Source organism: Sphingopyxis sp. CCNWLW2 (assembly GCF_037095755.1).
In the GTDB taxonomy this organism is placed as follows: Bacteria; Pseudomonadota; Alphaproteobacteria; order Sphingomonadales; family Sphingomonadaceae; genus Sphingopyxis.
On sequence record NZ_JBAWKJ010000003.1, the window covers coordinates 164,886 to 188,396 of the forward strand.

Sequence of the window (23,511 nt, forward strand, 5' to 3'; positions counted from 1 at the left end):
CCTCGTCAGGCGGCTAGTGTCTCCGGCCCGATCCTGTCCACCCCGGTTGCGCCGGTGAGCGCCATTGCGACGCGCATTTCGGCTTCGATCAAATCGAGCACATGGCGCACACCGCGCTCGCCGTCTGCGGCCAGCGCAAACGCCCAGGCGCGGCCGAGCAGCACGCCCTTCGCTCCGAGCGCGAGCATGCGCACGACGTCGAGCCCCGATCGCACCCCGCCGTCGGCCAGCACCGTCAGCCGGTCGCCGACCGCATCGGCGATCGCGGGCAGCGCACGCGCGACCGACGGCACCCCGTCGAGTTGGCGCCCGCCATGGTTCGACACGATGATTCCATCAACTCCGGCCTCTGCAGCGCGGCGCGCGTCATCGGCGTCGAGAATGCCCTTGACGACGATCGGCCCTTTCCAGTGCGCGCGCACGAAATCGAGGTCGGCCCAGGTGACGCCCGGATCGAAATTATCCTTCATCCAGCCGAGGAAATCCTCGAGCCCCGATTTCGGCCCGAGAAGCGGCGCGACATTGCCGAGCTGGTGCGGCCGGCCGTTGAGCCCCACGTCCCATGCCCAGCCGGGGCGGGCCATGGCCTGACCCACACGCCGCGCCTGTCCGCGCCAGTTCGCGGCGCCCGAAAGCCCCGAACGGACATCGCGATAGCGCGCGCCGGGCAGCGGCATGTCGACGGTGAATACCAGCGCCGGGCAGTGCGCTGCGCTCGCCTCGTCAAGCAGCGACCGCATGAAACCGCGGTCGCGCACCATATAGAGCTGGAACCAGAAGGGCGCCGGCGAGCCGCGCGCGACCTCGGCGAGCGAGCAGGCCGACACCGTCGATAGCGTGAACGGCACGCCCTTCGCCGCCGCGGCACGCACCGCCTGCACCTCGCCGCGCCGCGCCGCCATCCCGGCAAGCCCGATCGGGCCGAGCGCGACGGGCATCGCGAGATGCTGGCCGAACAATGTTGTTGACAGGTCGATCGCCGACACGTCGTTCAGCACCCGCTGGCGCAGCGAGATATCCTGCAGATCCTCGATGTTGGCACGCAGCGTGCGCTCGGCATAGGAGCCGCCGTCGAAATATTCGAAGAGGAAGTGCGGCAGACGCCGCCGCGCGGCTTCGCGATAATCGCCGATCGATGCAGGTTTCACGCGGCTTCTTCCACCCGTTCGGCTTCGCGCCGCCAACGATCGCGATACGGCGCGAGGTCGACGTCGAGCGGCGCCACCAGTTCGAGCGGTTCGGCCGGCGGCAAGGCGGCATCGATCAGGCGCAGCGCGCCATAGGATACGTCATTATGTGTCTTGCCGACATAGACGCGCAGGTCGGGCCGCAGCGCTGCCAGCGCGCGCACGAAAACCTGACCCTCGGCAAAGCGCCCTTCGATCAGCAGCCGTTCCTGCGTGCCGATCAGGTCCAGCGAGGCGTCGGTGACCAGCGCGGCATAGAGCGATACCGCGGCGCGGCGTGTGGCATGATCGTCGGGCCTTTTGACCCAACGCCCGCGCCCGTGCGGAAAGGGACCGAAGCCCGGCGCGAAGGTCGGCAGCACCATCGCGCCGCTCGCCAGCACATCGGGAAGCGCCGCGAGCAGCGCGGGCTGGTCGGCCGCAATATCGATCTGCCGTGTGTCGAGGCCGATCAGCGTCTCGATCTCGCGCCCGCCCATGAAGCGCGCCGACGGGATGGGCTTGCCGAACGCATCGACATTGATCAGGCAGTCGCGCGCCTCGTCGAGGCCGCTCGTATCGATCGACGCCGCGTCCTTGGGTGATCGCATCGCGACGAACCAGGTGCCTGTCGACAGCACCGTCGATTCCCTGTCGGCAATCTCGGCAAAGCCGCGCGCCGCGAGCAGCGCCGCGTTCGAATCGTGCAGCCCGCAATGAACCTCGGTATCGGCGGGCAGGCCGGTGCGCTGGACCCATGCGGGCGTCAGCGTGCCGAGCACTTCGCCGGCTCCGCGCAGCGGCGCGAGCCGTGCGGCCCATCCGCGCCGTTCGGCAAGCGCCGAAGCCGTGCCAGTCAGCGGGTTCCAGAGGTCGGTGTGACAGCCGAGGCTGGTCACCTCCGACGCCGCGACTCCGCTTAGCAGCCAGCTCCAATATTGCGCCCATGGGAGTATTTGTGTGTGGCGCGCGAGATCGGGATCGAGCGCCTCGAGCCGGAAGATCTGCGCGCCGAGGTTCAGGCCATCGGGAAGATAAGGCGAGCCGGTCTCCGAAAAGGCGTCGCGCTCGGCTTCGTAGCACGCGCGCAGGCTCTCGGGCATCGCATCTTCATAGTCGAGCGGCGGGCAGGCAAGGCGGTCGCCGCGGATGATCGCCGCCGCGGCGCCGTGCCCGACGGGGATGATCGCGCCGACATCGGCCAACTTGGCAAAGTCGCGCAGCACCTCGGCGACCCACGCTTCGATACCCGCCGCGTCGAGCGCGACATAGGCGCCCGTTTCGATGCGCGCATTGGCGCGGACGCGGCGTTCGATCATCGCGCCGTCGGCGGACCAAAGGCTCAGCTTTGCCAAGGTTTTACCGCTATCGAGGACTATGGTTGCGCGACCCTTCATCCCTCTCCCTTTGCTTCGTTGCGACCGAATTTGATCGAACTTTATCGAAACTGATTGCAGAGCGCCAGCGATTTCGATACATGTCCCCGCATAGTCGAAACAACGAGTTTCCTTCATGCCCGATCTTATGGACGTCACACCCCGATCCAACGCCGCCGCGCTGCTGTTCGCTATCCCGGCGAATCGCTGGTCGGACGAAGAGGCGGCGGGGAAGTCGCCCGAAGATCTGCTCCTCTATCGCTCGAACCGCCTCGGCTCGGACCTCACCGTGACCAATTTCGGCGGCGGCAACACCTCGGCCAAGCTCGAAGCGCGCGATCCGCTCACCGGTGAAAGTGTGCAGATTTTGTGGGTCAAGGGGTCGGGCGGCGATATCGGTTCGATGAAGCTCGACGGATTTTCGACGCTCTACCAGGACAAGCTGCTCGGCCTCGAAAAACTCTATCGTGGGCTGGAGCATGAGGATGAGATGGTCGGCTATCTGCCGCACTGCACCTTCGCGCTCAACCCGCGCGCGGCGTCGATCGATACGCCGCTCCATAGCTATCTGCCCTTCGCGCATGTCGACCATGTCCATCCCGACGCGATCATTGCGCTCGCCGCATCGAGCGAAGGCGAAACCGCGACCAAGGCGATCTGGGGCGGCGCGGTCGGCTGGCTGCCCTGGCAGCGCCCGGGCTTCGATCTCGGGCTGAAACTGCGCGATTATGTTGCCGCGCATCCGGGACTGCGCGGCGTGATGCTCGCGGGGCATGGCATCATCTGCTGGGGTGACAGCGCCAAGGCCTGCTATGACAACACCATCGCGCTGATCACCGACGCCGCGAATTATCTGAACGCAAAACTGGCCGGGGGGCCAGCGTTTGGCGGCGAAGTCGCATCGCCGCGCTCCGCCGCCGACCGCGCATCCGCCGCAGCGAAGTTGATGCCATTGCTGCGCGGGCTGATGGGCGGGCGGCGTGTCGGCCATTTCGCCGACGATGCCGAAACGCTCGAATTCACAGGCAGCCGCGACTTCGCGAAGCTGGCCGCGATCGGTACCTCGTGCCCCGACCATTTCCTGCGCACCAAGATTGCGCCGCTCGTACTCGACCCCGCGCGGATCGACGACAGCGCCTATCTCGCCGAACGGATCGATGCGTATCGCGCCGACTATGCCGCCTATTATCAGCGGTGCGCGCGGCCCAATTCACCCGCGATGCGCGATCCCAATCCCGTCGTCGTACTCGTTCCGGGCATCGGCCGCATGACCTTTGCCGGCGACAAGACGACCGCGCGGCTTGCAGGTGAATTCTACGCGAACGCGATCAACGTGATGCGCGGCGCCGAGGCGATCGGCGCCTATGTCGGGCTCGACGAACAGGAAGCGTTCGACATCGAATATTGGCTGCTCGAGGAAGCGAAGCTCCAGCGCATGCCGAAGCCGAAGCCGCTCGCGGGGCGCATCGCGCTCGTCACCGGCGGCGCAGGCGGGATCGGTGCCGCGACCGCCGAGCGCCTTGCCGCCGACGATGCCTGCGTGCTGCTCGTCGACCGCGACGCCGATGCGCTGACCAAGGCCGCGCACGAACTTGAAGGCCGCTTCGGCCGCGACCGCATCCGTTCGGCAGTGTGCGACGTCACCGACGAGGCGCAGGTTGCCGCCGCATTCGCGACATGCGCGCGCGAATTTGGCGGGCTCGATATTCTCGTCGCCAATGCCGGCATCGCCTCGTCGGCACCGATCGAGGAGACGACGCTTGAGCTGTGGCAGCGCAATTACGACGTGCTCGCGCAGGGCTATTTCCTCACCGCGCGCGCGGCCTTCCCGCTGATGAAGGCGCAAGGCAGCGGTTCGATCGTCTTCATCGGCTCGAAGAATGGCATCGCTGCGGCGACCAATGCGTCGGCCTACGCGTCGGCGAAGGCGGCGGCGTTGCACCTTGCACGCTGCCTTGCGCTCGAAGGCGCGCCCTTCGGCATCCGCGTCAACACGGTCAATCCCGACGCGGTGATCAAGGGATCGCGCATCTGGGACGGCGACTGGCGCCGCGAACGTGCGGGCGCGCACGGGATCGATTCGGGCAGCGAGCTCGAGGAACATTATCGCAACCGTTCGATGCTCAAGCGCGACGTATTGCCCGAGGATGTCGCCGAAGCGGTCTATTTCCTCAGCTGCGATATGTCGGCAAAGTCGACCGGCAACATGATCAACGTCGACGCGGGCAACGCGCAAGCATTCACACGCTAAGGTACGGAGAGTTTTATGGCTGGCGATCTGCCGCTCGCACAGGATGATATCGAGCGGCTGAACGCCGGTCTGACCGACGCGCTCGACGATGATTATGGCAGCCTCGGCCGCCAACTCGGCCGGCGCGGGATCGACATCGATGGCGTTAAGGCGAAGGTCGCGGGCTTTTCGGTCGCGGTGCCGAGCTGGGGTGCAGGCCGCGGCGGCACGCGTTTCGCTAAATTCCCGATCGCCGGCGAGCCCACCAATATCCATGAAAAGCTCGAGGATTGCGCGGTCATCCAGCAGCTGGGCCGCGCGACCCCGCGCGTCAGCCCGCATTTCCCGTGGGACAAGGTCAGCGACTATCGCGGCCTTCGCGAGGAAGCCGCCGCGCTCGGCCTCGGCTTCGACGCGGTGAACAGCAACACTTTCCAGGACCAGCCGGGGCAGGCGGTGAGCTATGCTACCGGCTCGCTCTCCTCGACGCGTGCCGAGGTGCGCGAGCAGGCGGTCGCGCACAACATCGAGTGTATCGAGATCGGCAAGCAGCTCGGCGTCACCGACCTCACCGTGTGGGTCGGCGACGGCACCAATTTTCCAGGGCAGCAGGATCTTGGCCGCAGCCTCGATCGCTATCTCGACGCAGCGGCTGAGGTTTATGCAGCGCTCCCCGCCGACTGGCGGATGCTGATCGAGCACAAGATGTTCGAGCCGGCCTTTTATTCGACCGTGATTTCGGACTGGGGCAGCTCGATCCTCGTCGCGCAGGAACTCGGCGACAAGGCGAAATGCCTCGTCGACCTTGGGCATCATGCGCCGAATGTGAACATCGAACAAATCGTCGCGCGGCTGCACCGCTTCGGAAAGCTCGGCGGTTTCCACTTCAATGACAGCAAATATGGCGACGACGATCTCGACTCGGGCTCGATCAACCCGCACCAGCTGTTCCTCGTCTTCAACGAATTGGTCGAGGCCGAGATGAACCCGCGCGGCGATTTCCGCCCCGCACACATGATCGACCAGTCGCACAATGTGACCGACCCGATCGAGTCCATGCTCTCGTCGGCCGAAGCGATTGTCGCGGCCTATGCCAAGGCGTTGCTCGTCGACCGCGAGGCGCTGCTTGCCGCGCAAGAGGCAAATGACACGATGATGGCGTTCCAGGCGCTGCGCACCGCGTACCGCACCGATGTCACGCCGATCCTCGCGGCGGCGCGCGCCGAAGCGGGCGGGGCGATCGACACGATCGCCGCCTATCGCGCGAGTGGCTGGCGCGATCGTAAGGCGCAGGAACGGCGCGCCGCGGGAGCGGCCGCGGGGATCGTCTAATCATTCGATTGCAACTCGGCGCAGCTCCCGTCAAATAGACGCAATCAGACAGGGACCCATATGCACGCAGCCGAACGCGAAAAAATGATCCTCGACAGCCTGGGCGAAAGCGGCTTCGTCTCGTTCCGTGACCTCGAAAGCCGCGTCGCCGCGTCGCCCGCCACCATTCGCCGCGATCTCGACCGGCTCGAAGAAGCCGGCGTCATCACGCGCGTGCGCGGCGGGGCGAAGCGCGTCGGCGGGGGAGATGGTGCGCCGGCTGCATCCGAAGACGGCCTGTCGGGCATTCCCTTTCACGAGAATATCGGCCGCAATCGCGCCGCGAAGGAAGCGATCGGACGGGCGGCGGCGGGGCTCTGCATCCCCGGCGAGGGCGTGATGATCGACGGCGGCTCGACGACGCTGCAAATGTGCCCGCACCTCGATGGCCTCGCGCTGCAGGTTCTGACCAACTCGCTCCATATCGTCAGTGCGCTGCTGCCGCAGCCGACGACGCGCATATTGGTGCCGTCGGGGCAGGTGTTTCGCGAACAGAATATCGTCCTCTCGGCGGCGGGCGACGACGGCATGCCGCGTTTCCATGCGCCGAAACTGTTCATGGGCGCGGCGTCGATGGGCCCCGCCGGGCTGATGCAGGCCGACGTCATCCTTGTCGCCGCCGAACGCCGCCTGATCGAGCGCGCCGACGAGATCATCGTGCTGGTCGACAGTTCCAAATTCTCGGGCCCCTCGGGCAATGTCGTGTGCTCGCTCGACGAGATCGACGTCGTCGTCACCGACGCCGGAATCGAACCGCACCATGTCGCGATGATGGAAGCCGCCGGTATCCGCGTCATCATCGCCTGAATTTCCCAAAGCCTTCGAACCAAAACCGCGGCCCGCCGTGCCGTTCGGGTTTGAATGATTGAATTTGATCGTTGACGTGATTGATAAAGACAAATAATGAGCATTGATGCAGAAACGCTCATCGAAGCGTGGCATCGGAGGAACAAGATGGCCGGACAGGCGCCTCCGTCAAAAGGGACAACTCGCGAGGGCGAGTGCAGGGAGGATGCGATGAAGGCGATGACGACTGCAGGGTTGGGTATGGTTGCGCGGCGGAACGCGTGGCGGCGGGGCATTTCGGCAATGGCATGCGCGGGCGCGCTGCTCGGCGCGGCGAGCGCCCATGCCCAGGATGCCGATTCCGAAGCCCCGACCGATGCGGATATTGTCGTCACCGGCACCCTGCTGCGCGGCGTTGCGCCGGTCGGCACCAATGTCGTCGCGGTCAGCGAGGCCGATGTCGTTGCCTCGGGCGCGGCCTCGGCGAACGATCTGCTCGCCTCGATCCCGCAGGTCGGCAATTTCGGAACGATCCCGGCGGGTCTCGGCAATTTCGGCAATCCGATCGTGCGTCCCAATATCCGCAATCTCGGCGCAAGTGGCGGCTCGACGACGCTCGTGCTCGTCGACGGCCACCGCATGGTCGGCGCGGGCATTCTGCAGACGAGCTTCGATCCCTCGGTCATTCCGCCCGATGTGATCAAGCGGGTCGACGTCATCCCCGACGGCGGTTCGTCGATCTATGGTTCGGACGCGATCGGCGGCGTGATCAACTTCATCACGCGCGACCGCTATGACGGCATCGGCGTCAACGCGCGCTATGGCTTTGCCAAAAATTACCAGACGATCGACGCCAGCGTCATTGCGGGCAAGGATTGGGGCTCGGGCTCGGCCTATATTTCCTATTCCTACGCGTGGCACGACGATCTGATCGGGCTCGACCGCGACTATGCGACCGCGAACCAGACCGGCCGCGGCGGCGGCGATTTCCGCAGCACCGCCTGCGCGCTCGCCAACATCACCGTCGGCACGACGACCTATGCGCTCCCCGGCCGTGCGCCGGGGGTCAATCGCTGCGACCAGACCGATTATGCGGCCATCTATCCGCGCGAGGAACGCCACAGCGTCTTCGCCGGGCTGACGCAGGATCTCAGCGATTCGGTCGCATTCAAGCTGTCGGCCTATTGGTCGAAGCGCGACACGCTGCACCGCAGCGCGCAGAGCAGCATGAGCGGGACGATCACCGCCGCGAACCCCTTCTTCCGCCCGATCGGGACCGAGCTTGCGCACAGCGTCGCCTTTGCATTCGACGATGTCTTCGGACCGAGCAACGACAGCCCGTCCAGCTTTACCTCCTATGGCATCACGCCCAGCTTCGATTTCGAGCTCGGCGGCGGCTGGCAGCTGCGCACAATGGCCAACTTCGGACGCAGCGAGAATGAATCGACCGAGCGGTCGTTCAATTCGACCGCGGCGACGATCGCGCTGGCCGGCAGGACGACGGCAACCGCGCTCAACCCCTATAATCTCTCGGCGACGTCGCCCGCGGTGCTCGCGGCGATCGACGATTTCGTCAACTATGGCGAAGCGACGCAGGAGCTCGCCGAAGGGCGCGTCGTGCTCGACGGCCCGCTGTTCGCGATGTCCGGCGGCGACGTGCGCCTCGCGGTCGGCGGCGAATATCATTACGAGAATATCCGCTCGTTCACCGGCAGCGGTCCCGAGGCTGCGGTCACCGGATCGAACGTCTATGCCGCGCGCAATGTGAAGTCGCTGTTCGGCGAATTGCTGATCCCGATCTTCGGCGCCGATAACCGCACCCCGGGCTTCTACAGCCTCGAGCTGTCGGGTTCGGTCCGCTACGACGATTACAGCGACGTCGGCAGCACGACCAATCCCAAGATCGGCGTGACCTGGCGCCCGTTCGAGGCGCTGACGATCCGCGGCAATTACGGCACGTCGTTCCACGCGCCGAGCCTCGCCGACCTCGGCAATTCGGTCGACGCGCGCGTTCAGGTGCTGCCGTTCAGCCCGTTCCGTGCGCCGAACAGCTCGCCCTTCGACGCGCTGCGTCCGACGATCGCGATCGCCGGCGGCAACGCCAATTTGAAGCCCGAGACCGCCGACACCTGGTCGCTCGGCTTCGACCTCAAGCCCGCGGCGATCGAGGGCTTCGTCGCCAGCGCGACCTATTTCAACGTGAAGTTCAAGGATGCGATCGCGGTCCCGCCGTTCACGTCGCCTTTGCTGTTCACGACCCCGGCATATGCGGATTTCTTCATCCTCAATCCGACGCTCGCGCAGGCGCAGGCGGCGGCTGGCAATCTCCGCGTCGACGGCGTTCCGAACCTCGCGACGCTTTTCGCGATCAGCTCGCCCTATGTGCTGTTCCTCGCGCAGCGCGCGAACCTCGGCGCGGTGAATGTCGACGGGATCGACTTCAATCTCGCCTATAATCGCCCGACGGGCTTCGGCTCGATCCATGCGAATTTCACCGGCAGCTACCTGCTAAACCGCGAGACTCAGGTGGTACAGGGCGGTCCGGTCAACGACGACCTCAAGAACGGCACCGGGCGTTTCCTCTTCACCGCGGGGCTCGGGGCGACGGTGGGCGATTTCACCGCGCGCGCGACGCTCAACCATCGTAGCGGCTATCCGATCATTGGGCTGCCGCCGCAGGAGCGTGTGTCGGCGTTCGACACCGTCGATCTCTTCTTCAGCTATGATCTCGGCGACATGCTCGCGAATACGCTGCTGACGCTGAACGTCGACAATGTCTTTGACGAGGACCCGCCGTTCCTGAACAGTGCATCGGGCTATACCAATGGCAGCACGCTCGGCCGGCTGGTATCCTTCGGTATTCGCACCAAATTCTGACGGGGAGGTTGGGTTGCCGCTGATCGGAAGCTTGCGAGGCCTGTTTTGGGGTGCGCTCGCGGCCATTGGCATGGCGACCTCGCCTGCGTGGGCGGCCGAGCCGGCCCCGGCGGTGCTGCGGACCGAATATGCCGCAGCGCCGCTGGGCCTCGACACCGCCGCGCCGCGTCTCGCGTGGCGGTCGCCGGTGGCGCGGCAGAGCGCGTACCGCATCCGCGTCGCGACGTCGGAAGCCGGCCTCGATCGCGCGCCTCTGTGGGACAGCGGCAAAGTCGCCTCGGTGGACAATGTCCAGATCGCCTATGCCGGGCCCGCGCTCGCATCGCGCCAACGCTATTGGTGGCAGGTGCAGGTGTGGGACGCCGATGGGAAGGTCACCGGATGGAGCGCGCCCGCCTGGTGGGAGATGGGACTGCTCCGCGCATCCGACTGGCAAGCCCGATGGATTTCGGGACCCGCGCGGCGCGACCATGACTGGGGCGACTTGACGCTCGATGCCGAGCTGACGCTGACGGGCAAGAGCGTCGATATATTGTTCCGCGCGCTTCCCAACGGAAAGACCTATGGCGACGCCTATGTCTGGACGCTCGCCGACGACAAGAACGGGCCCGAACTGATCCAGACCGTCCGCCGCTATCCGGGCGGCACCAGTTCGGCGATCAAGATGGAGCGGTTGGCGCAGGTCAAATTGCCCGCGCCGATCAAGGGGCGCCGCATCGCGCTGTCGATCCGCGCCGAGGGTGGCCGCATCGTCACGCGCATCGACGGGGCGGTCGTCGCGACGGTCGACAATGAGGCACACAAGCACGGCACGATCGGCTTTGCAGGTAAGGAAGCCAGTGCCGCTATAATTCATTCGGTCCGCGTATCGGGCACGCAAAGCCCCGCGGTCGCGTTCGATTTTGCGGGCGGCGACAATCCGTTCACCGGCGGCAGCGTTGCGAAGGATGGGCTCGTCGTCGCCGGCGGCGTGCCGGGCGTCGACCTGATGCTCCCGATCGAAGCACCCGCGCCGCTGGTTCGCCGTGCTTTTCGTCTCACCAAGCCGGTCGCGAGCGCACGGCTCTATTATGCGGGCGCGGGTATGCCGCGTCTGTCGGTCAACGGCACCGTCGTCGGCTCGTCGCTCGGCGTAGGGTTCACCGCCTATGACAAGCGCGTTCTCGGTTATGCCCTCGACGTCACCAGCCTGCTGCGTCGCGGCGAGAATGTGATCGGCGCCGAACTCGGGCGCGGCTGGTACGGGCTGACCGATCCGAACGAATGGTATTTCCACGCGGCGCCCTGGCACGCCGAACCTGCGCTCAAGGCACAGCTTGAGATTACCTACACCGATGGAATACGCGAAACCGTCGTGACCGATGGCAATTGGCGCACCTTTTCGGGCCCGACGCTCAATGACTCGGTCCATCGCGGCGAACGTTTCGACGCGCGGCTGGTGCCGGCGGGCTGGGATCGTGCGAGTTTCCGCGACCGCAAATGGCAGGCGGCGCCGGTTGTTGCAGGGCCGGCGGGGCAGCTTGTCGCCGCCACCTCCGAAGCGATCGAACCGGTCGAGGCAATTTCGCCCGTCGCGATGAAAGAAGTCGCCCCCGGCGTCCATGTCTATGACTTCGGCCGCATCGTCGCGGGCTGGCCGGTGCTCAAGGTCAGCGGCCCGCGCGGGCTCACCGTCTCGATGGTCGCGAGCGAACGCGTCGCCGACGACGGCAGGGTCGTCCCCGCTGCGGGGCTGATCGATGCGCAGCTCCAGACCGACCGCTACACGCTCGCGGGCAAGGGCGCCGAGCAATGGGAACCGCGCTTCGGCTATCGCGGCTTTCGCTATGTGCAGGTTGAGGGTTTTCCGGGCACGCCGCCCGAAGGCGCGCTCACCGCCCGCATCGTCCATTCGGCGGTCGCGCGTACGGGCAGCTTTGCCAGCGCTAGTCCGCTGCTGAACCAGATCGATTTTGCTGCGATCGCGTCGATCCTCAACAATCTCCACGGCTTCCAGACCGATACGCCGACCTATGAAAAAAATGGCTGGTCCGGCGATGCGCAGGCGTCGGCGGGCGCCGCGGTGCGCAGCCTCGACATCGCGCGCGTCTGGACCAAATGGCTCGCCGACTTCCGCGATGCGCAGTCGGACAAAGGTGAAGTGCCCGAGATTGCTCCGACGACGCCCTTCTACGGCTATGAGAACACCCCCGGCTGGAACGTGATCTGGGGGCCGACGACGCCGTGGGACGCGGCGGCGATGATCCTGCCGTGGGAATTATACACGACCTATGGCGATACGCGCGTGCTCGCGGACAATCAGGACATGCAGCGCCGGCTGGTCGATTACACCGCGACCTTTATAAAGGCGCCCGATTACCAGCGGTCGGCGGGACTCTCCGAATGGGCGTCGGCGGGCGGGATGGATTACAGCAATGCGCGCGGCGGCGGGGTCGATGCGGTGACGACCGCCTATTTCTTCCATCAGGCCGACCTGCTGGCCAAATCGTCGGCGATCATCGGCAAGGCCGACGATGCGACGCGCTATGCCAGGCTCGCCGAGGATATCCGCGCCGCCTATAACGCGCGCTACTGGAACGGCGCCATGGGCTGGTATCGCACCATCGACAGCAAGGGAGCGGTCGGCCGGCCGACGCAGGTGCAGAATATCTTGCCGCTCGCGTTCGGCATGGTGCCGACGGGACGCGAGAAGAACGTCGCGGCGGCCATCGCAAATGACGTCAAGGAACAGGGGCTGCTCACCGGCGTCTATGGTGCGCGTTACCTGCTCGAAATCCTGAGCGACTATGGCTACGCCGACCTCGCGTATCGCGTCGCGACGCGCACCGACGAGCCAAGCTGGGGCTGGTGGATCAAGAACGGCCACTCGACGATGTTCGAAACGTGGAGCCTGAACAGCCGTTCGCGCGATCATCACTATTTCGCGTCGATTTCCGACTGGATGCGCCAGCGGCTGGCCGGGCTGCGCCCGGGCGCGCCGGGGTACAAGGTCGTGCTCGTCAAGCCCGCGATCCCCGACGGGCTTGCGGGCGCAGAGGCCGCTATGGAGACGGTCCACGGCCGCGCCTTCTCGGGCTGGAAGGTCGAAGCGGGCAGGCTGTCGCTCACCGCCGACGTGCCGGCGAACACGACGGGCGAAATCTGGGTGCCGAAGCGCTTCGGGGCGATTGTCGCCCCTGCGGGTGCCGAAGCCGTGCGTCAGGCGGCCGGCTATTCGATCTATCGTACCGGCCCCGGCCGTTTCATCTTCACCACCGGAGGCAAATAATGATCCGCGGCGTATTGGTTTCGGCTGCACTTTTGGCGTCGCCGGTCGCGGCGCAGCAGGTGGCGATCGACAGCGGCACCGTTGCCGGCGCGACCACCGAAGGCGTCGCGGCGTTCAAGGGAATCCCCTATGCCGCGCCGCCCGTCGGCGCCCTGCGTTGGGGTGCACCCGCGCCCGCCCAGCCTCGGAGCGCACTGCGCGACGCGACCGCTTACGGCCCCGATTGCATGCAGAACCCGCTGCCGGGCATCCAGCCCGGATCGCGGTCGATGAGCGAGGATTGCCTGACGCTCAACGTCTGGACGCCGAAGCCCGCCAAGGGCGCGAAGCTGCCGGTGATGGTCTGGATCCACGGCGGCGGTTTCGTCGGCGGGTCGGGCACGCTGCCCGAAACCGACGGCGGTCTGCTCGCGAAGCGCGACGTCGTGGTCGTCAGCTTCAATTACCGCCTCGGCCGCTTCGGTTTCTTCGCGCATCCCGCGCTGGGGCAGGATGGCAACTGGGGGCTGATGGATCAGATCGCGGCGCTCAAATGGGTGCAGCGCAACATCGCGGCGTTCGGAGGTGATCCGGCCAAGGTCACGATTTTCGGCGAGAGCGCCGGCGGGGAATCGGTATCGCGTCTGATGGCGTCGCCCGCCGCGAAGGGCCTGTTCGCGCGCGCGATCGTCGCCTCGGGCGGTGGCCGCGACGACTGGCCGACGCTGGCTGAGGCGCAGGCGAAGGGGCAGGCGTTCGGCGTGCGTGCGGGAGCGGCCGACGCGGCGACATTGCGCGCGCTGCCCGCCGAGAAGGTTCTCGGTAGCCTCGCGCTGATGAGCAAGGAAGAGGATCGCTATTCGGGGCCGATGACCGACGGGACGATCGTCCCCGCCGGCGCCGAGACGATCTTCGCCGAGGGCAGGCAGGCGCGCATTCCCTATATCATTGGCAGCAACGACGACGAACTCGGCTTCATCCCCGCGCCGTTCCGCGCGATGGTCAACGGCCCGGTCGAAAAGGGACTGGGTGCTGCCGCTGCCATCGTGAAAGCGGCCTATGCGAGCGAGGACGAGGCGAACCGGCGGCTCGGCGGCGACGCGATCTTCGCCGAACCCGCGCTCGCCTTCGGCCTGTTGCAGGCGCGCGCGGGGGCGCCGACCTTCCTCTATCGTTTCGGCTATGTGGCCGAGGGCCAGCGCAAGCCCGACGTCGGCGCGGTCCATGCGTCGGATGTCGCGTTCCAGTTCGGCAACCTGCCCGCCGATGCCACCGCCGCCGACCGTGCCGCCGCCAAGCAACTCGGCGATTACTGGACCAATTTCGCGAAGACCGGCGATCCGAACGGCGGCGGGCTGCCCGTCTGGTCTCGGCTCGACCCCGCGGCGCCGCAGCTGCTGTCGATGGGACTCGAGACAACCGCAATGGCGCCCGCAACCACACCCGCGCTCACCGCCATCGCCGCCGCACGGGACGGAAAATAATGAAAGCCATGACCATGCGTCTCTCCGCCGTCCTTGCCGGTGCGCTCGCCATCGTTGCAATCCCCGCTTGCGCGTGGGAGGTGATCCGCCTGTCGTCGGCCCCGGTGCCCGCGACCTCGAAGGAGGTGCGCGAAACAGGGCCGTTCGGGACGATCGTGCGCAACGTCTCCGATGCGACGCTCACACCCTATGTCGCCGAAAAGCCCAACGGCACCGCGGTCATCGTCGCGCCCGGCGGCGGCTTTCACATGCTGTCGATCGACAATGAGGGCGAAGCGGTCGCCAAATGGCTGAACAGCCAGGGCGTTACCGCCTTCGTGCTCAAATATCGCCTGCTCGAAACCGGCGCCGATTTTCCGCTCCAGATGATGCGCTATCTCGCCAATATTCCTTCGCTGCGCACCGCAGTCGAACCGCTGCGCCCGCTCGCGACCGCCGACGGCGAAAATGCGGTGAAGTGGGTCCGCAAGAACGCCGCCCGCTATGGCATCAAGCCGAACCGCGTCGGGCTGATGGGTTTTTCGGCGGGGGGCGCGGTGACGGTGTGGACGCTCGCGGCGAACAAGCCCGCGAGCCGCCCCGACTTCGCGATCGCCATCTATCCCGGCCTGCTGCCCGACGCGATTGCGGTGCCGAAGAAGGCGCCGCCGCTGTTCGTCGCGGCGGCGAAGGACGACAAGCTGGCATATGCCGACAGCGTCCGCCTTGCCGCGGCGTGGAAGGATGCCGGCGCGAGCAGCACGATCGTCACCTACGAGAGCGGAGGCCATGGTTTCGGCATGAAGAAGAGCGGCAAACCGAGCGATGCATGGACCGATGCGATGAGCGACTGGATGCGCGGGCAGGGACTCGTCGGCAAATGAGGGCCGCGTCGCTCCTCTTCCTCGCCGGCGGATCGCTGCTCGCGGCCTGCACCGCGAACGAACCCGCACCGGCGCCGACGCCCGCTGTGCAAAAGATCGGCAGCTGCGAAGGGCTGACCGGTTTGGCGCTGAAGGACGGCAAGGTCGACGCCGCGAGTTCGCTCGCGGGCGGCGCGATGGTCAATCTCGAGGCCGGCAAGCCCGGCCTACCGGCGCCCGCCGCTTTCTGCCGCGTGCAGGCGACGCTGTCTCCGGTGCCCGGATCGTCGATCAAGGTCGAGGTGTGGCTGCCCGAACGTCAGGGCTGGAACGGCAAGCTGCTCGGCGCAGGCAACGGCGGCTTCGGTGCGAACATGCTGCTGCCGTCGCTCCTGATGCGCGGCGCGGTGCAGAAGGGCTATGCCGCGGTTGGCACCGACATGGGGCATGTCAGCGAGGCCGATGTCGACGCGAGCTGGGCGCTGAACGCGCCCGAGAAAATCCGCGACTATGGCTGGCGTGCCAACCATGTCGGCGCCGAGACGGCGAAACAGGTGATCGCTGCCTTTTATGAAAATCCGCTGTCGGCGAGCTATTTCCACGGCTGTTCGGATGGCGGGCGGCAGGCGCTGACGCTCGCGCAGCGCTACCCCGCCGATTATGATGCGATCATCGCGGGCGCCCCCGCAATGCCGTGGACGCGCATGGCGAGCGCCTTCGCGAACAATGCCGTCGCGGCGAGCAAGCCCGGCGGCGACCTGTCGATAGCGAAATTGAAGCTGCTCCAGACGGCATCGCTCGGGCAGTGCGATGGGCTCGATGGCGTGAAGGACGGCGTGATCGACGATCCGCGCTCCTGCCATTTCGATCCCGCCAAGCTCGCGTGCAAGGGCGGCGAGGGCACTGATTGCCTGACACCTGGCGAAGTCGCGACCGCGAAGCTGTTCTACGAAGGACCAAAAACCGCTGACGGCAAGAGCTTCTACCCCGGCTTCGCGCCCGGCGCCGAGGCCGAGGCGGGCACCTGGTCGCAATGGCTGACCGGCAAGACGTCGCAGCATGTGAAGTTCGGCACCGCCTTCTTCCGCTATTTCGTGCACGCCAATCCCGACTGGAAAATGTCCGACTTCAACCTCGAGCGCGACTATGCGCTGGCAAAGGCACGCGTCGGCGGCGATCTCGACGCCGACCGCACCGACCTTGGCGCTTTCTACAAGCGCGGCGGCAAGCTGATCCTCTATCACGGCTGGAACGACGCCGGGATCCCGGCGCAGAATACCGTCGATTATTACGAGCGTCTGGTCGCCGCCAACCCGCGCGCCGCGGCGACCTCGGTGCGCCTGTTCATGGTGCCCGGCATGTCGCACTGTCTTGCGGGACCGGGGCCGAACAATTTCGATCCGCTCGCTGCGCTCGACGGCTGGCGGCAGGGCGGACCCGCGCCCGAGCGGATCATCGCGACCAAATATGACAACGATCTGTTCGCCTATATCGGCCTCCCCGCAAAGGCCGGGCGGACGCGGCCGCTCTGTGCATTCCCCAAGGTCGCGAAATGGGACAGTAAGGGTTCGACCGACGATGCGGCGAGCTTTACCTGCGAGGCACCCGGAAAATGACGAGCCATGTTCACGGAGCAACCGAACCGCCGCTGATCGAACACACGATCGGTGACGCGCTCGCGCTCGCCGCGGAGCGCTGGGGCGGCCGCGACGCGCTCGTTTCGGTCGCGCAGGGGATCCGCTGGAATTTCGCAGAACTGCTCGAACGGTTCGACGCCTTCGCCGCCGGGCTGCTCGCGCTCGGGCTGAACCCCGGCGACCGCATCGGCATCTGGGCGCCCAACTGCGTCGAATGGACGCTGACGCAGTTCGCCGCGGCGCGCGCGGGGCTGATCCTCGTCACGATCAACCCTGCCTATCGCCTGTCCGAGGTCGAATATACGATCAACAAGGTCGGCTTGTCGGCGCTCGTTGCGGCGACCAGCTTCAAGACGAGCGACTATCCCGCGATGATCGAGGAACTCGCGCCCGAGGCTGCTGCGAGCACGCCCGGCGAGCTTCGCGCGGCGCGCCTGCCGACGCTGCGCTCGCTGATCCTGATAGGTGCGGACGCGCGTGCGGGTTGGCTGCGCTTCGACGACGTGACGGGGCAGGGAAGTGATACCGACCGCCAGCGCCTCGCCGCGATCGGGCCGACGCTCGATCCCCACGATGCGATCAACATCCAGTTCACCAGCGGCACCACCGGCTTGCCGAAGGGCGCGACGCTCAGCCACCGCAACATCCTCAACAACGGCTATTTCGTCGGGCACACGCAGGGGCTGGGGGAGGCCGACCGCATCTGCATCCCGGTGCCGCTCTATCACTGCTTCGGCATGGTGATGGGCAATCTGGCCAGCATCACCCACGGCGCGGCGATGGTCTATCCGTCGGAGGGCTTCGACCCCGAAGCGGTGCTGCGCGCGGTCGAGGCCGAACGCTGCACGTCGCTCTATGGCGTGCCGACGATGTTTATCGCCGTGCTCGCGCATCCGCGCTTCGACGAGTTCGACGTCTCGTCGCTCCGCACCGGCTGCATGGCGGGCGCGATTTGTCCCGAACCGCTGATGCGGCGGGTGGTCGAGCGGCTCAATATGCGCGACGTGACGATCGCCTACGGGATGACCGAGACGAGCCCGGTGAGCTTCCAGACCGCGCCCGACGATCCGTTCGAGCGCCGCGTCGGCTCGATCGGCCGGGTGCAGCCGCATCTCGAATGCAAGATCGTCGATGTGGACGGCAACATCGTGCCCTCGGGCGAGCCCGGCGAGCTTTGCACGCGCGGCTATTCAGTGATGATCGGCTATTGGGACGAGCCCGAACGCACCGCGGATTCGATCGACGCCGACGGCTGGATGCACTCGGGCGATCTCGCGACGATCGATGCCGAAGGTTACGGCAATATCGTCGGCCGCCTCAAGGACATGGTGATCCGCGGCGGCGAGAATATCTACCCGCGCGAGGTCGAAGATTACCTCTATCGCCACCCCGCGATCGAGGATGTCGCGGTGGTCGGCATTCCCGACGAGCGCATGGGCGAGGAGCTGTGCGCGTGGGTGCGTTTGAAGCCCGGCGCGGACGTCAGCCCGGACGATATACGCGAGTTCTGCCGCGGCCAGATCGCCCACTATAAAGTCCCGCGCTACGTGCGTATCGTCGGCGAATTCCCCACCACGGTGACGGGAAAAGTCCAGAAATATCTGATCAGAGAGGCGATGGTCGCCGATCTCGGAAAGGAAGAAGAATAATGAAAATTGCCATGTTTGTTGCGGCGCTGATGGCCGCCGCCCCCGCCTTTGCCCAGGGCACCGCCGCTCCCGCCGCGCCAGCACCGGCGCCGGCCGCGCCCGCCAGCGATGCGAAATTCAACCTCGACACCCCGCTGCAGGACATCGCCGCCGACGAAAAGGGCAAGGCGGTGATCGAGAAGCATTTCCCCGGCATGATCGCATTGCCCGAATATGAGATGTTCAAGGCGATCAGCCTGACGCAGCTCCAGCCCTATTCGAACGGCAAGATCACCGACGAGATGCTCGCCGCGACCGCCAAGGATCTGGCGGAGATCAAGTAATGATGCGCCGGACAGCCTATCTGGCGGCAACTCTGCTGTCTTCCACGGTGGCGCTGTCCGGCGCACAGGCGCAGGATATGATCTACAAGGACAAATCGGCGCCGATCGAGGCGCGCGTCGACGACCTGATGGGGCGGCTGACGATCGACGAAAAGATCCTGCTGCTCGCGGGCGAAAGCTCGATGACGCTGAACCCGATTCCACGGCTCGGCATCCCCTCGCTCCGCATGACCGACGGGCCGACCGGCGTGCGCTCGCCCGACGGCAAGCCCGCGACGGTGTTCCCCGTCGGTGTCGCAATGGCGGCGACGTGGAACCCCGACCTCACGGCCAAGGTCGGCGCGGCGATCGGCAAGGAAACGCTCGCACATGGCGCCGACGTCCTCCTCGCGCCGACGGTCAATATCGTGCGCACCCCGCGCTGGGGCCGCAATTTCGAAACCTATTCCGAAGACCCGTATCTCGCGGGCCAGATCGGGCTCGGCTATGTGAAGGGCGCGCAGGGCGCGGGCATCGGCGTCTCGCTCAAGCATTTCGCCGCGAACAATCAGGAAACGAACCGCTTCATCGTCGACTCGGTGGTCGATCCGCGCACGCTGCGCGAAATCTATCTGCCGGCGTTCGAGACGGTGATCAAAGGGGGTGATCCCTGGTCGGTGATGGCGGCGTACAACAAGATCAACGGCACCCATGCGGCCGAGAACCGCTGGCTGCTGACCGACCTGCTCAAGAGTGAATGGGGCTATAAGGGCTTTGTCGTGTCGGACTGGGGCGCGGTCCATTCGACCGCGACGACCGTCAATGCGGGCATGGACCTCGAAATGCCGGGGCCGCCGAACCATTTCGGTCCCAAGCTCAGAAAGGCGGTCGAGGAGGGCAAGGTCACGGCCGCGCAGCTCGACGACAATGCGCGCCGTATGGTGCGCCTGATCGTGCGCAGCGGAGCGATCGAACGCGGTGTCGTCCGCCCGGTCGCCGGGCAGACGCCGCGCAATGCCGCGCTCGCGCAGAGCGCGGCCGAGGAAGCGATCGTCCTGCTCAAGAACAGCGGCGTCCTGCCGCTGCCGCCGTCGATCAAATCGCTCGCGGTGATCGGCCCCAACGCCGACGTCGTGCGCATCCAGGGCGGCGGCAGCTCGGCGGTGGTGCCGTTCGAGACGAGCACGCCGCTCGCCGCGCTCAAGGCGGCGTTGCCGGGCGTCCGGATCGACTATGCGCGCGGCGTCGACAATGAAGAGACGCCGCCGGGTGCCAGCGCCAAGCTGTTCAGCCCCGGAACCGACCGCAGCGTCACCGGCCTTGCGGCGACCTACTATGCCAACGCCGATATGAGCGGCGAGCCGGTGAAACGCGAAACCGCGACGAGCTTTTTGAAGCGGATCAGCGGCAATATCGCCGGGCCGCAGGTTACCGGCTATGCAGCGTTCCGCTGGGAAGGGCTGTTCTGGCCCGACAAGAGCGGCACGTATGAATTCAGCACCCGCGGCACCGGCAACGCGACGATCATACTCGACGGCAACACCGTGCTGTCGAAAGCAAGTGCGTCGAAGCCCGACATCCGCGACGTGCTCGGTTTTCCGATCCCGCGGCGGACGGTATCGGTCCAGCTCGAGGCGGGGCGCAGCTACCCAATCCGGCTCGATTATGTGAACGGTCAGACCCCCTATGAATATCTGAGCTTCGGTATTCGCGAGCCGCTTCCGTCGTTCGACGAAGCGGTCGCCGCGGCGCGCGGCGCCGATGCCGTGCTGCTGTTCGTCGGCTCGTCGTCGACCACCGAGGGCGAGGGCTATGACCGCACCTCGCTCGACCTGCCGGGCGGCCAGAACAAGCTCGTCGAGGCGATCCTCGCCGCCAATCCGAAGACCGCGGTCGTCGTCAACGCTGGGGCGGCGATGACGATGCCCTGGTCCGACAAGGCGCCCGCGATCGTCGACATGTGGCTGCCGGGCGAGGGCGGCGCCGCCGCGCTCGCCAATGTCCTGACCGGTAAGGTCAACCCGTCGGGCAAGCTGCCCGTGACCTTCCCGGCGCGGACCGAAGACGATGCGATCAACCTCAAGGGCGCCAAGACGCCCTATTCGGAAGGGCTGCTCGTCGGTTATCGCGGCTATGTCGCAAAGGGCGTGAAGCCGCTCTTCGCCTTCGGACACGGGCTCAGCTACACAAGCTTTGCCTATTCGGCGCTGTCGGCGCCCACGCGCGTCAAAGGCGGCGAAGCGGTTTCGGCGAAACTTACCCTCCGCAACACCGGCAAGCGCGCGGGCAAGGAAGTGGTGCAAATCTATGTCGCGCCGCTCGCACCCGCGGCGGGTGATCCGCCGATCGCGCTGCGCGGCTTTGCCAAAGTCGACATCGCGCCCGGCGCGCGCCGCTCGGTCAGCGTGACACTTGACCCCCGCGCCTTTTCGCAGTTCGACGCCGAACGCGGCCAGTGGCGCGTCGTCCCCGGCCGCTACCGGATCATGGCCGGGTCGTCGTCAGCCGATATTCGCCAGCAGCGCGAGATCGACGTGACGGCCGAGTGAAATGGGACCGCGATCGGGGGTATGCGATAGCTGCCCTGATCAATCCTCGACGTATAGATACTGGGTCTGCTGGCCGTCGTTGATGTTGAGCGTGCGCTTGCCATCCTTGGTGCCGACCAGCGCATCGACTCCGATATTGCCGGGGCCGACCGAGACGATCGACATGCTGCCGTCGGCGTTCTTGCGCGTGGCGATCGGCCCCTCGACGAAGCCGGCCTTGATCCATTTCTGGCCGTTCTTCTCGCTGATGCTGATCTGACCGACCGAGGGATCGCTATAGTGTCCGGCGAGGCCCGCGAGCACCGCGGGATCGCCCGGATAGGTCAGCCGCTCGCGCTTCGCACTGGCCTGCGCCTTGATCCGCGTCGCGGCGGCGGTGATGTCGCGCGCTGCCTCGGGCTGGCCGTCGTAGAGTATTTCGAGCAGGCGGCGGAGTGTCGGCGCAAGCATCGACGCACCCGGATCGCTGTTGACCAGGATCACGAGGCCGACGCCGGACTCGGGCAGCGCAAACCATGTGCTGTGATAACCCATCAGCGTGCCGCCATGCGTGACGACCTGCACCCCCGAGGCGTCGCGCTGGAACAACCCCATGCCGTACCAGCTGTCGGGTCCCACCTGCACACCCTTCTCGCGCCGCGCGAGCAGGTTGGTTTCGCTCACCACGCGCTTGCCGTCGAGCATGCCTTTGCCGAGTTCGAGCTGGACGTAGCGGACCATATCGGCGGTGGTGGAAAAGGCCGCGCCCGCCGGACGATAGGGATAGGGCGCCCAGTTGAAGTCGTTCGACATCAGCGTCACCTTGCCGTCGATGTCGAGGCCGTGCGGTGCCGCCCAATTGCCCGCCATGCCCTCGGCATAATCGAAGCTGCTGTCCTTCATGCCGAGCGGCTGGAAGACCTTTTCTTCCATCGCGCGGTCATAGGCGGCGCCGAATTCCATCTTCGGATAGAGGATATGCCCGCCGACATAGCCCGCCGCTGAGGCGAGCTGGTTGTTATACTGGAACAGGTCGCCGAACTTGCTGGTCGGCATGGTGGCGGCAAGCTGCGCAAAGGTGTCCGCGGCCGGCTGGCCCTTGTCGGCGAGGATGAAGCTGAAGTCCTTGCGCGGCAGGCCGGTGCAGGCGCAGATCAGATGCTTGACGAGCACCGACTTGGTGACCTCGTCGTTGCCGAGGCGGAATTCGGGATAGAGATCGACGACCTTCTCGTCCCAGCGCAGCTTGCCCTCGTCGGCGAGCGTCGAGAGGAGCAGCGTGGTCATCCCCTTGGTGTTCGACGCGATCATGAATTTGGTGTGTTCGTCGACCTTTTCGGGCGAGCCGAGCGCACGGACGCCGAAGCCGCCCTGCCAAAGCACCTTGCCATCATCGATCAGCGCAAAGCCGACGCCGGGGACTTCGAGTTCCTGCCGGCTCTGCTCGACGAAATCGGTGAGCAGCTTGACGCGCTCGGGCGTGAGTTCGTGCGCGGTCTTGCCCGCGAAGCTTTCCTTCTGGAAACCGGCGGGGCGCAGTCCCTGCGCGACCACCGACATCGCGGCCGAGCGCTTCGCGGCGGTGCCCGCCGAGCCGTCGACGATCAGCACGGTCCACGCGGTGCCCTTGCGCAATGCGGTCGCCGCGCGCGCGGCGCGCTCGGTGGGCAGCGTGTCATAGGCGAAACTCACGCGCTCTTCCCAACCGTCGGCCGGGGGAGCGGCGGTGCTGGTGCGCAGATCCGGCGCGGCGCCCGGGCGGACGATCGCCCACGCCTTTGCGGCCGCGTCCTTGGCATCGGCGGCGGTTCCGACCTCGGCGACGACGATGCGAAGGTCACCCTCGGGCGAGGTGAAGACGAGCGCGGGGCCCTGCTTCGATGCGGTCCAGTCCTTGGGCTGGACATATTGCACGCCGCTGGCGAGCTTGCCGGGCGTGTCCGCCGCGACGGTCTGCGCAAGGGCGGCGACGGGCGCGCAGGAGAGCGCGAGGGCGATCAACAGCTTCATGATGGC

General features: G+C 66.3%; 14 protein-coding genes. 11 read left to right on the top strand and 3 right to left on the bottom strand.

What is annotated here, in order from left to right; all coding sequences use genetic code 11:
- Window positions 1–5: 5 nt before the first annotated feature.
- Together lldD and V8J55_RS18275 are read right to left on the bottom strand one after the other, a co-directional pair.
- Window positions 6–1,148, bottom strand: coding sequence for an FMN-dependent L-lactate dehydrogenase LldD (gene lldD / locus V8J55_RS18270; RefSeq protein ID WP_336447031.1), 1,143 nt, complete (start codon window positions 1,146–1,148; stop codon window positions 6–8).
- Entirely contained in the window at window positions 1,145–2,563 is a 1,419-nt protein-coding gene (locus V8J55_RS18275) for an FGGY-family carbohydrate kinase (protein ID WP_336447032.1), read from the bottom strand. The genes lldD and V8J55_RS18275 overlap by 4 nt, the downstream gene beginning before the upstream one ends.
- 115 nt (window positions 2,564–2,678) lie before the next feature.
- Here V8J55_RS18275 and V8J55_RS18280 point away from each other — a divergent pair, with 115 nt between their 5' ends.
- The 11 genes from V8J55_RS18280 to V8J55_RS18330 all read left to right on the top strand — a co-directional run bounded on the left by V8J55_RS18280 (window position 2,679) and on the right by V8J55_RS18330 (window position 21,516).
- A complete protein-coding gene (locus V8J55_RS18280; protein ID WP_336447033.1) occupies window positions 2,679–4,793 on the top strand; it encodes a bifunctional rhamnulose-1-phosphate aldolase/short-chain dehydrogenase in 2,115 nt (704 codons plus the stop codon).
- 15 nt (window positions 4,794–4,808) lie between these two features.
- Window positions 4,809–6,104 (top strand): L-rhamnose catabolism isomerase, encoded by a 1,296-nt coding sequence (rhaI, locus tag V8J55_RS18285; protein WP_336447034.1) that lies wholly within the window; start codon window positions 4,809–4,811, stop codon window positions 6,102–6,104.
- A gap of 60 nt (window positions 6,105–6,164) precedes the next feature.
- Entirely contained in the window at window positions 6,165–6,950 is a 786-nt protein-coding gene (locus V8J55_RS18290) for a DeoR/GlpR family DNA-binding transcription regulator (protein ID WP_336447035.1), read from the top strand.
- A 210-nt stretch (window positions 6,951–7,160) separates the two neighbouring features.
- The gene (locus tag V8J55_RS18295) at window positions 7,161–9,806 is read left to right on the top strand and encodes a TonB-dependent receptor domain-containing protein (RefSeq protein ID WP_336447036.1); all 2,646 of its coding nucleotides are present in this window, start codon (window positions 7,161–7,163) and stop codon (window positions 9,804–9,806) included.
- Window positions 9,807–9,876: 70 nt separating this feature from the next.
- Window positions 9,877–13,074 (top strand): family 78 glycoside hydrolase catalytic domain, encoded by a 3,198-nt coding sequence (locus tag V8J55_RS18300; RefSeq protein ID WP_336447037.1) that lies wholly within the window; start codon window positions 9,877–9,879, stop codon window positions 13,072–13,074.
- Window positions 13,074–14,537 (top strand): carboxylesterase/lipase family protein, encoded by a 1,464-nt coding sequence (locus V8J55_RS18305; protein WP_336447038.1) that lies wholly within the window; start codon window positions 13,074–13,076, stop codon window positions 14,535–14,537. The genes V8J55_RS18300 and V8J55_RS18305 overlap by 1 nt, the downstream gene beginning before the upstream one ends.
- Window positions 14,537–15,400, top strand: coding sequence for an alpha/beta hydrolase (locus tag V8J55_RS18310; RefSeq protein WP_336447039.1), 864 nt, complete (start codon window positions 14,537–14,539; stop codon window positions 15,398–15,400). Before V8J55_RS18305 ends, V8J55_RS18310 begins: the two co-directional genes overlap by 1 nt.
- Entirely contained in the window at window positions 15,397–16,995 is a 1,599-nt protein-coding gene (locus tag V8J55_RS18315; protein ID WP_336447040.1) for a tannase/feruloyl esterase family alpha/beta hydrolase, read from the top strand. The genes V8J55_RS18310 and V8J55_RS18315 overlap by 4 nt, the downstream gene beginning before the upstream one ends.
- Window positions 16,992–18,665: an AMP-binding protein gene (locus tag V8J55_RS18320; RefSeq protein WP_336447042.1), complete on the top strand. Its 1,674-nt coding sequence runs from the start codon at window positions 16,992–16,994 to the stop codon at window positions 18,663–18,665. Before V8J55_RS18315 ends, V8J55_RS18320 begins: the two co-directional genes overlap by 4 nt.
- Window positions 18,665–18,988 carry a hypothetical protein gene (locus V8J55_RS18325; protein WP_336447043.1) on the top strand — a complete coding sequence of 108 codons (324 nt, stop codon included), beginning with the start codon at window positions 18,665–18,667 and terminating at the stop codon, window positions 18,986–18,988. The genes V8J55_RS18320 and V8J55_RS18325 overlap by 1 nt, the downstream gene beginning before the upstream one ends.
- On the top strand, window positions 18,988–21,516 hold the full coding sequence (locus V8J55_RS18330) for a beta-glucosidase H (protein WP_336447044.1): 2,529 nt from the start codon (window positions 18,988–18,990) through the stop codon (window positions 21,514–21,516). The genes V8J55_RS18325 and V8J55_RS18330 overlap by 1 nt, the downstream gene beginning before the upstream one ends.
- Window positions 21,517–21,555: 39 nt before the next feature.
- Here V8J55_RS18330 and V8J55_RS18335 read toward each other — a convergent pair whose 3' ends face one another.
- Window positions 21,556–23,505 (bottom strand): serine hydrolase domain-containing protein, encoded by a 1,950-nt coding sequence (locus tag V8J55_RS18335; RefSeq protein ID WP_336447045.1) that lies wholly within the window; start codon window positions 23,503–23,505, stop codon window positions 21,556–21,558.
- Between the last annotated feature and the right edge of the window lie 6 nt (window positions 23,506–23,511).

What these genes read in the sequence shown, in the direction of transcription:
- V8J55_RS18290 (WP_336447035.1), top strand. Translation starts at nt 6,165, where the DNA reads ATGCACGCAGCCGAACGCGAAAAAATGATCCTCGACAGCCTGGGCGAA.
- V8J55_RS18305 (WP_336447038.1), top strand. Translation starts at nt 13,074, where the DNA reads ATGATCCGCGGCGTATTGGTTTCGGCTGCACTTTTGGCGTCGCCGGTC.
- V8J55_RS18295 (WP_336447036.1), top strand. Translation starts at nt 7,161, where the DNA reads ATGAAGGCGATGACGACTGCAGGGTTGGGTATGGTTGCGCGGCGGAAC.
- V8J55_RS18300 (WP_336447037.1), top strand. Translation starts at nt 9,877, where the DNA reads ATGGCGACCTCGCCTGCGTGGGCGGCCGAGCCGGCCCCGGCGGTGCTG.
- V8J55_RS18320 (WP_336447042.1), top strand. Translation starts at nt 16,992, where the DNA reads ATGACGAGCCATGTTCACGGAGCAACCGAACCGCCGCTGATCGAACAC.
- V8J55_RS18310 (WP_336447039.1), top strand. Translation starts at nt 14,537, where the DNA reads ATGAAAGCCATGACCATGCGTCTCTCCGCCGTCCTTGCCGGTGCGCTC.
- V8J55_RS18330 (WP_336447044.1), top strand. Translation starts at nt 18,988, where the DNA reads ATGATGCGCCGGACAGCCTATCTGGCGGCAACTCTGCTGTCTTCCACG.
- V8J55_RS18325 (WP_336447043.1), top strand. Translation starts at nt 18,665, where the DNA reads ATGAAAATTGCCATGTTTGTTGCGGCGCTGATGGCCGCCGCCCCCGCC.
- V8J55_RS18335 (WP_336447045.1), bottom strand. Translation starts at nt 23,505, where the DNA reads ATGAAGCTGTTGATCGCCCTCGCGCTCTCCTGCGCGCCCGTCGCCGCC.
- V8J55_RS18315 (WP_336447040.1), top strand. Translation starts at nt 15,397, where the DNA reads ATGAGGGCCGCGTCGCTCCTCTTCCTCGCCGGCGGATCGCTGCTCGCG.
- V8J55_RS18280 (WP_336447033.1), top strand. Translation starts at nt 2,679, where the DNA reads ATGCCCGATCTTATGGACGTCACACCCCGATCCAACGCCGCCGCGCTG.
- rhaI (WP_336447034.1), top strand. Translation starts at nt 4,809, where the DNA reads ATGGCTGGCGATCTGCCGCTCGCACAGGATGATATCGAGCGGCTGAAC.
- V8J55_RS18275 (WP_336447032.1), bottom strand. Translation starts at nt 2,563, where the DNA reads ATGAAGGGTCGCGCAACCATAGTCCTCGATAGCGGTAAAACCTTGGCA.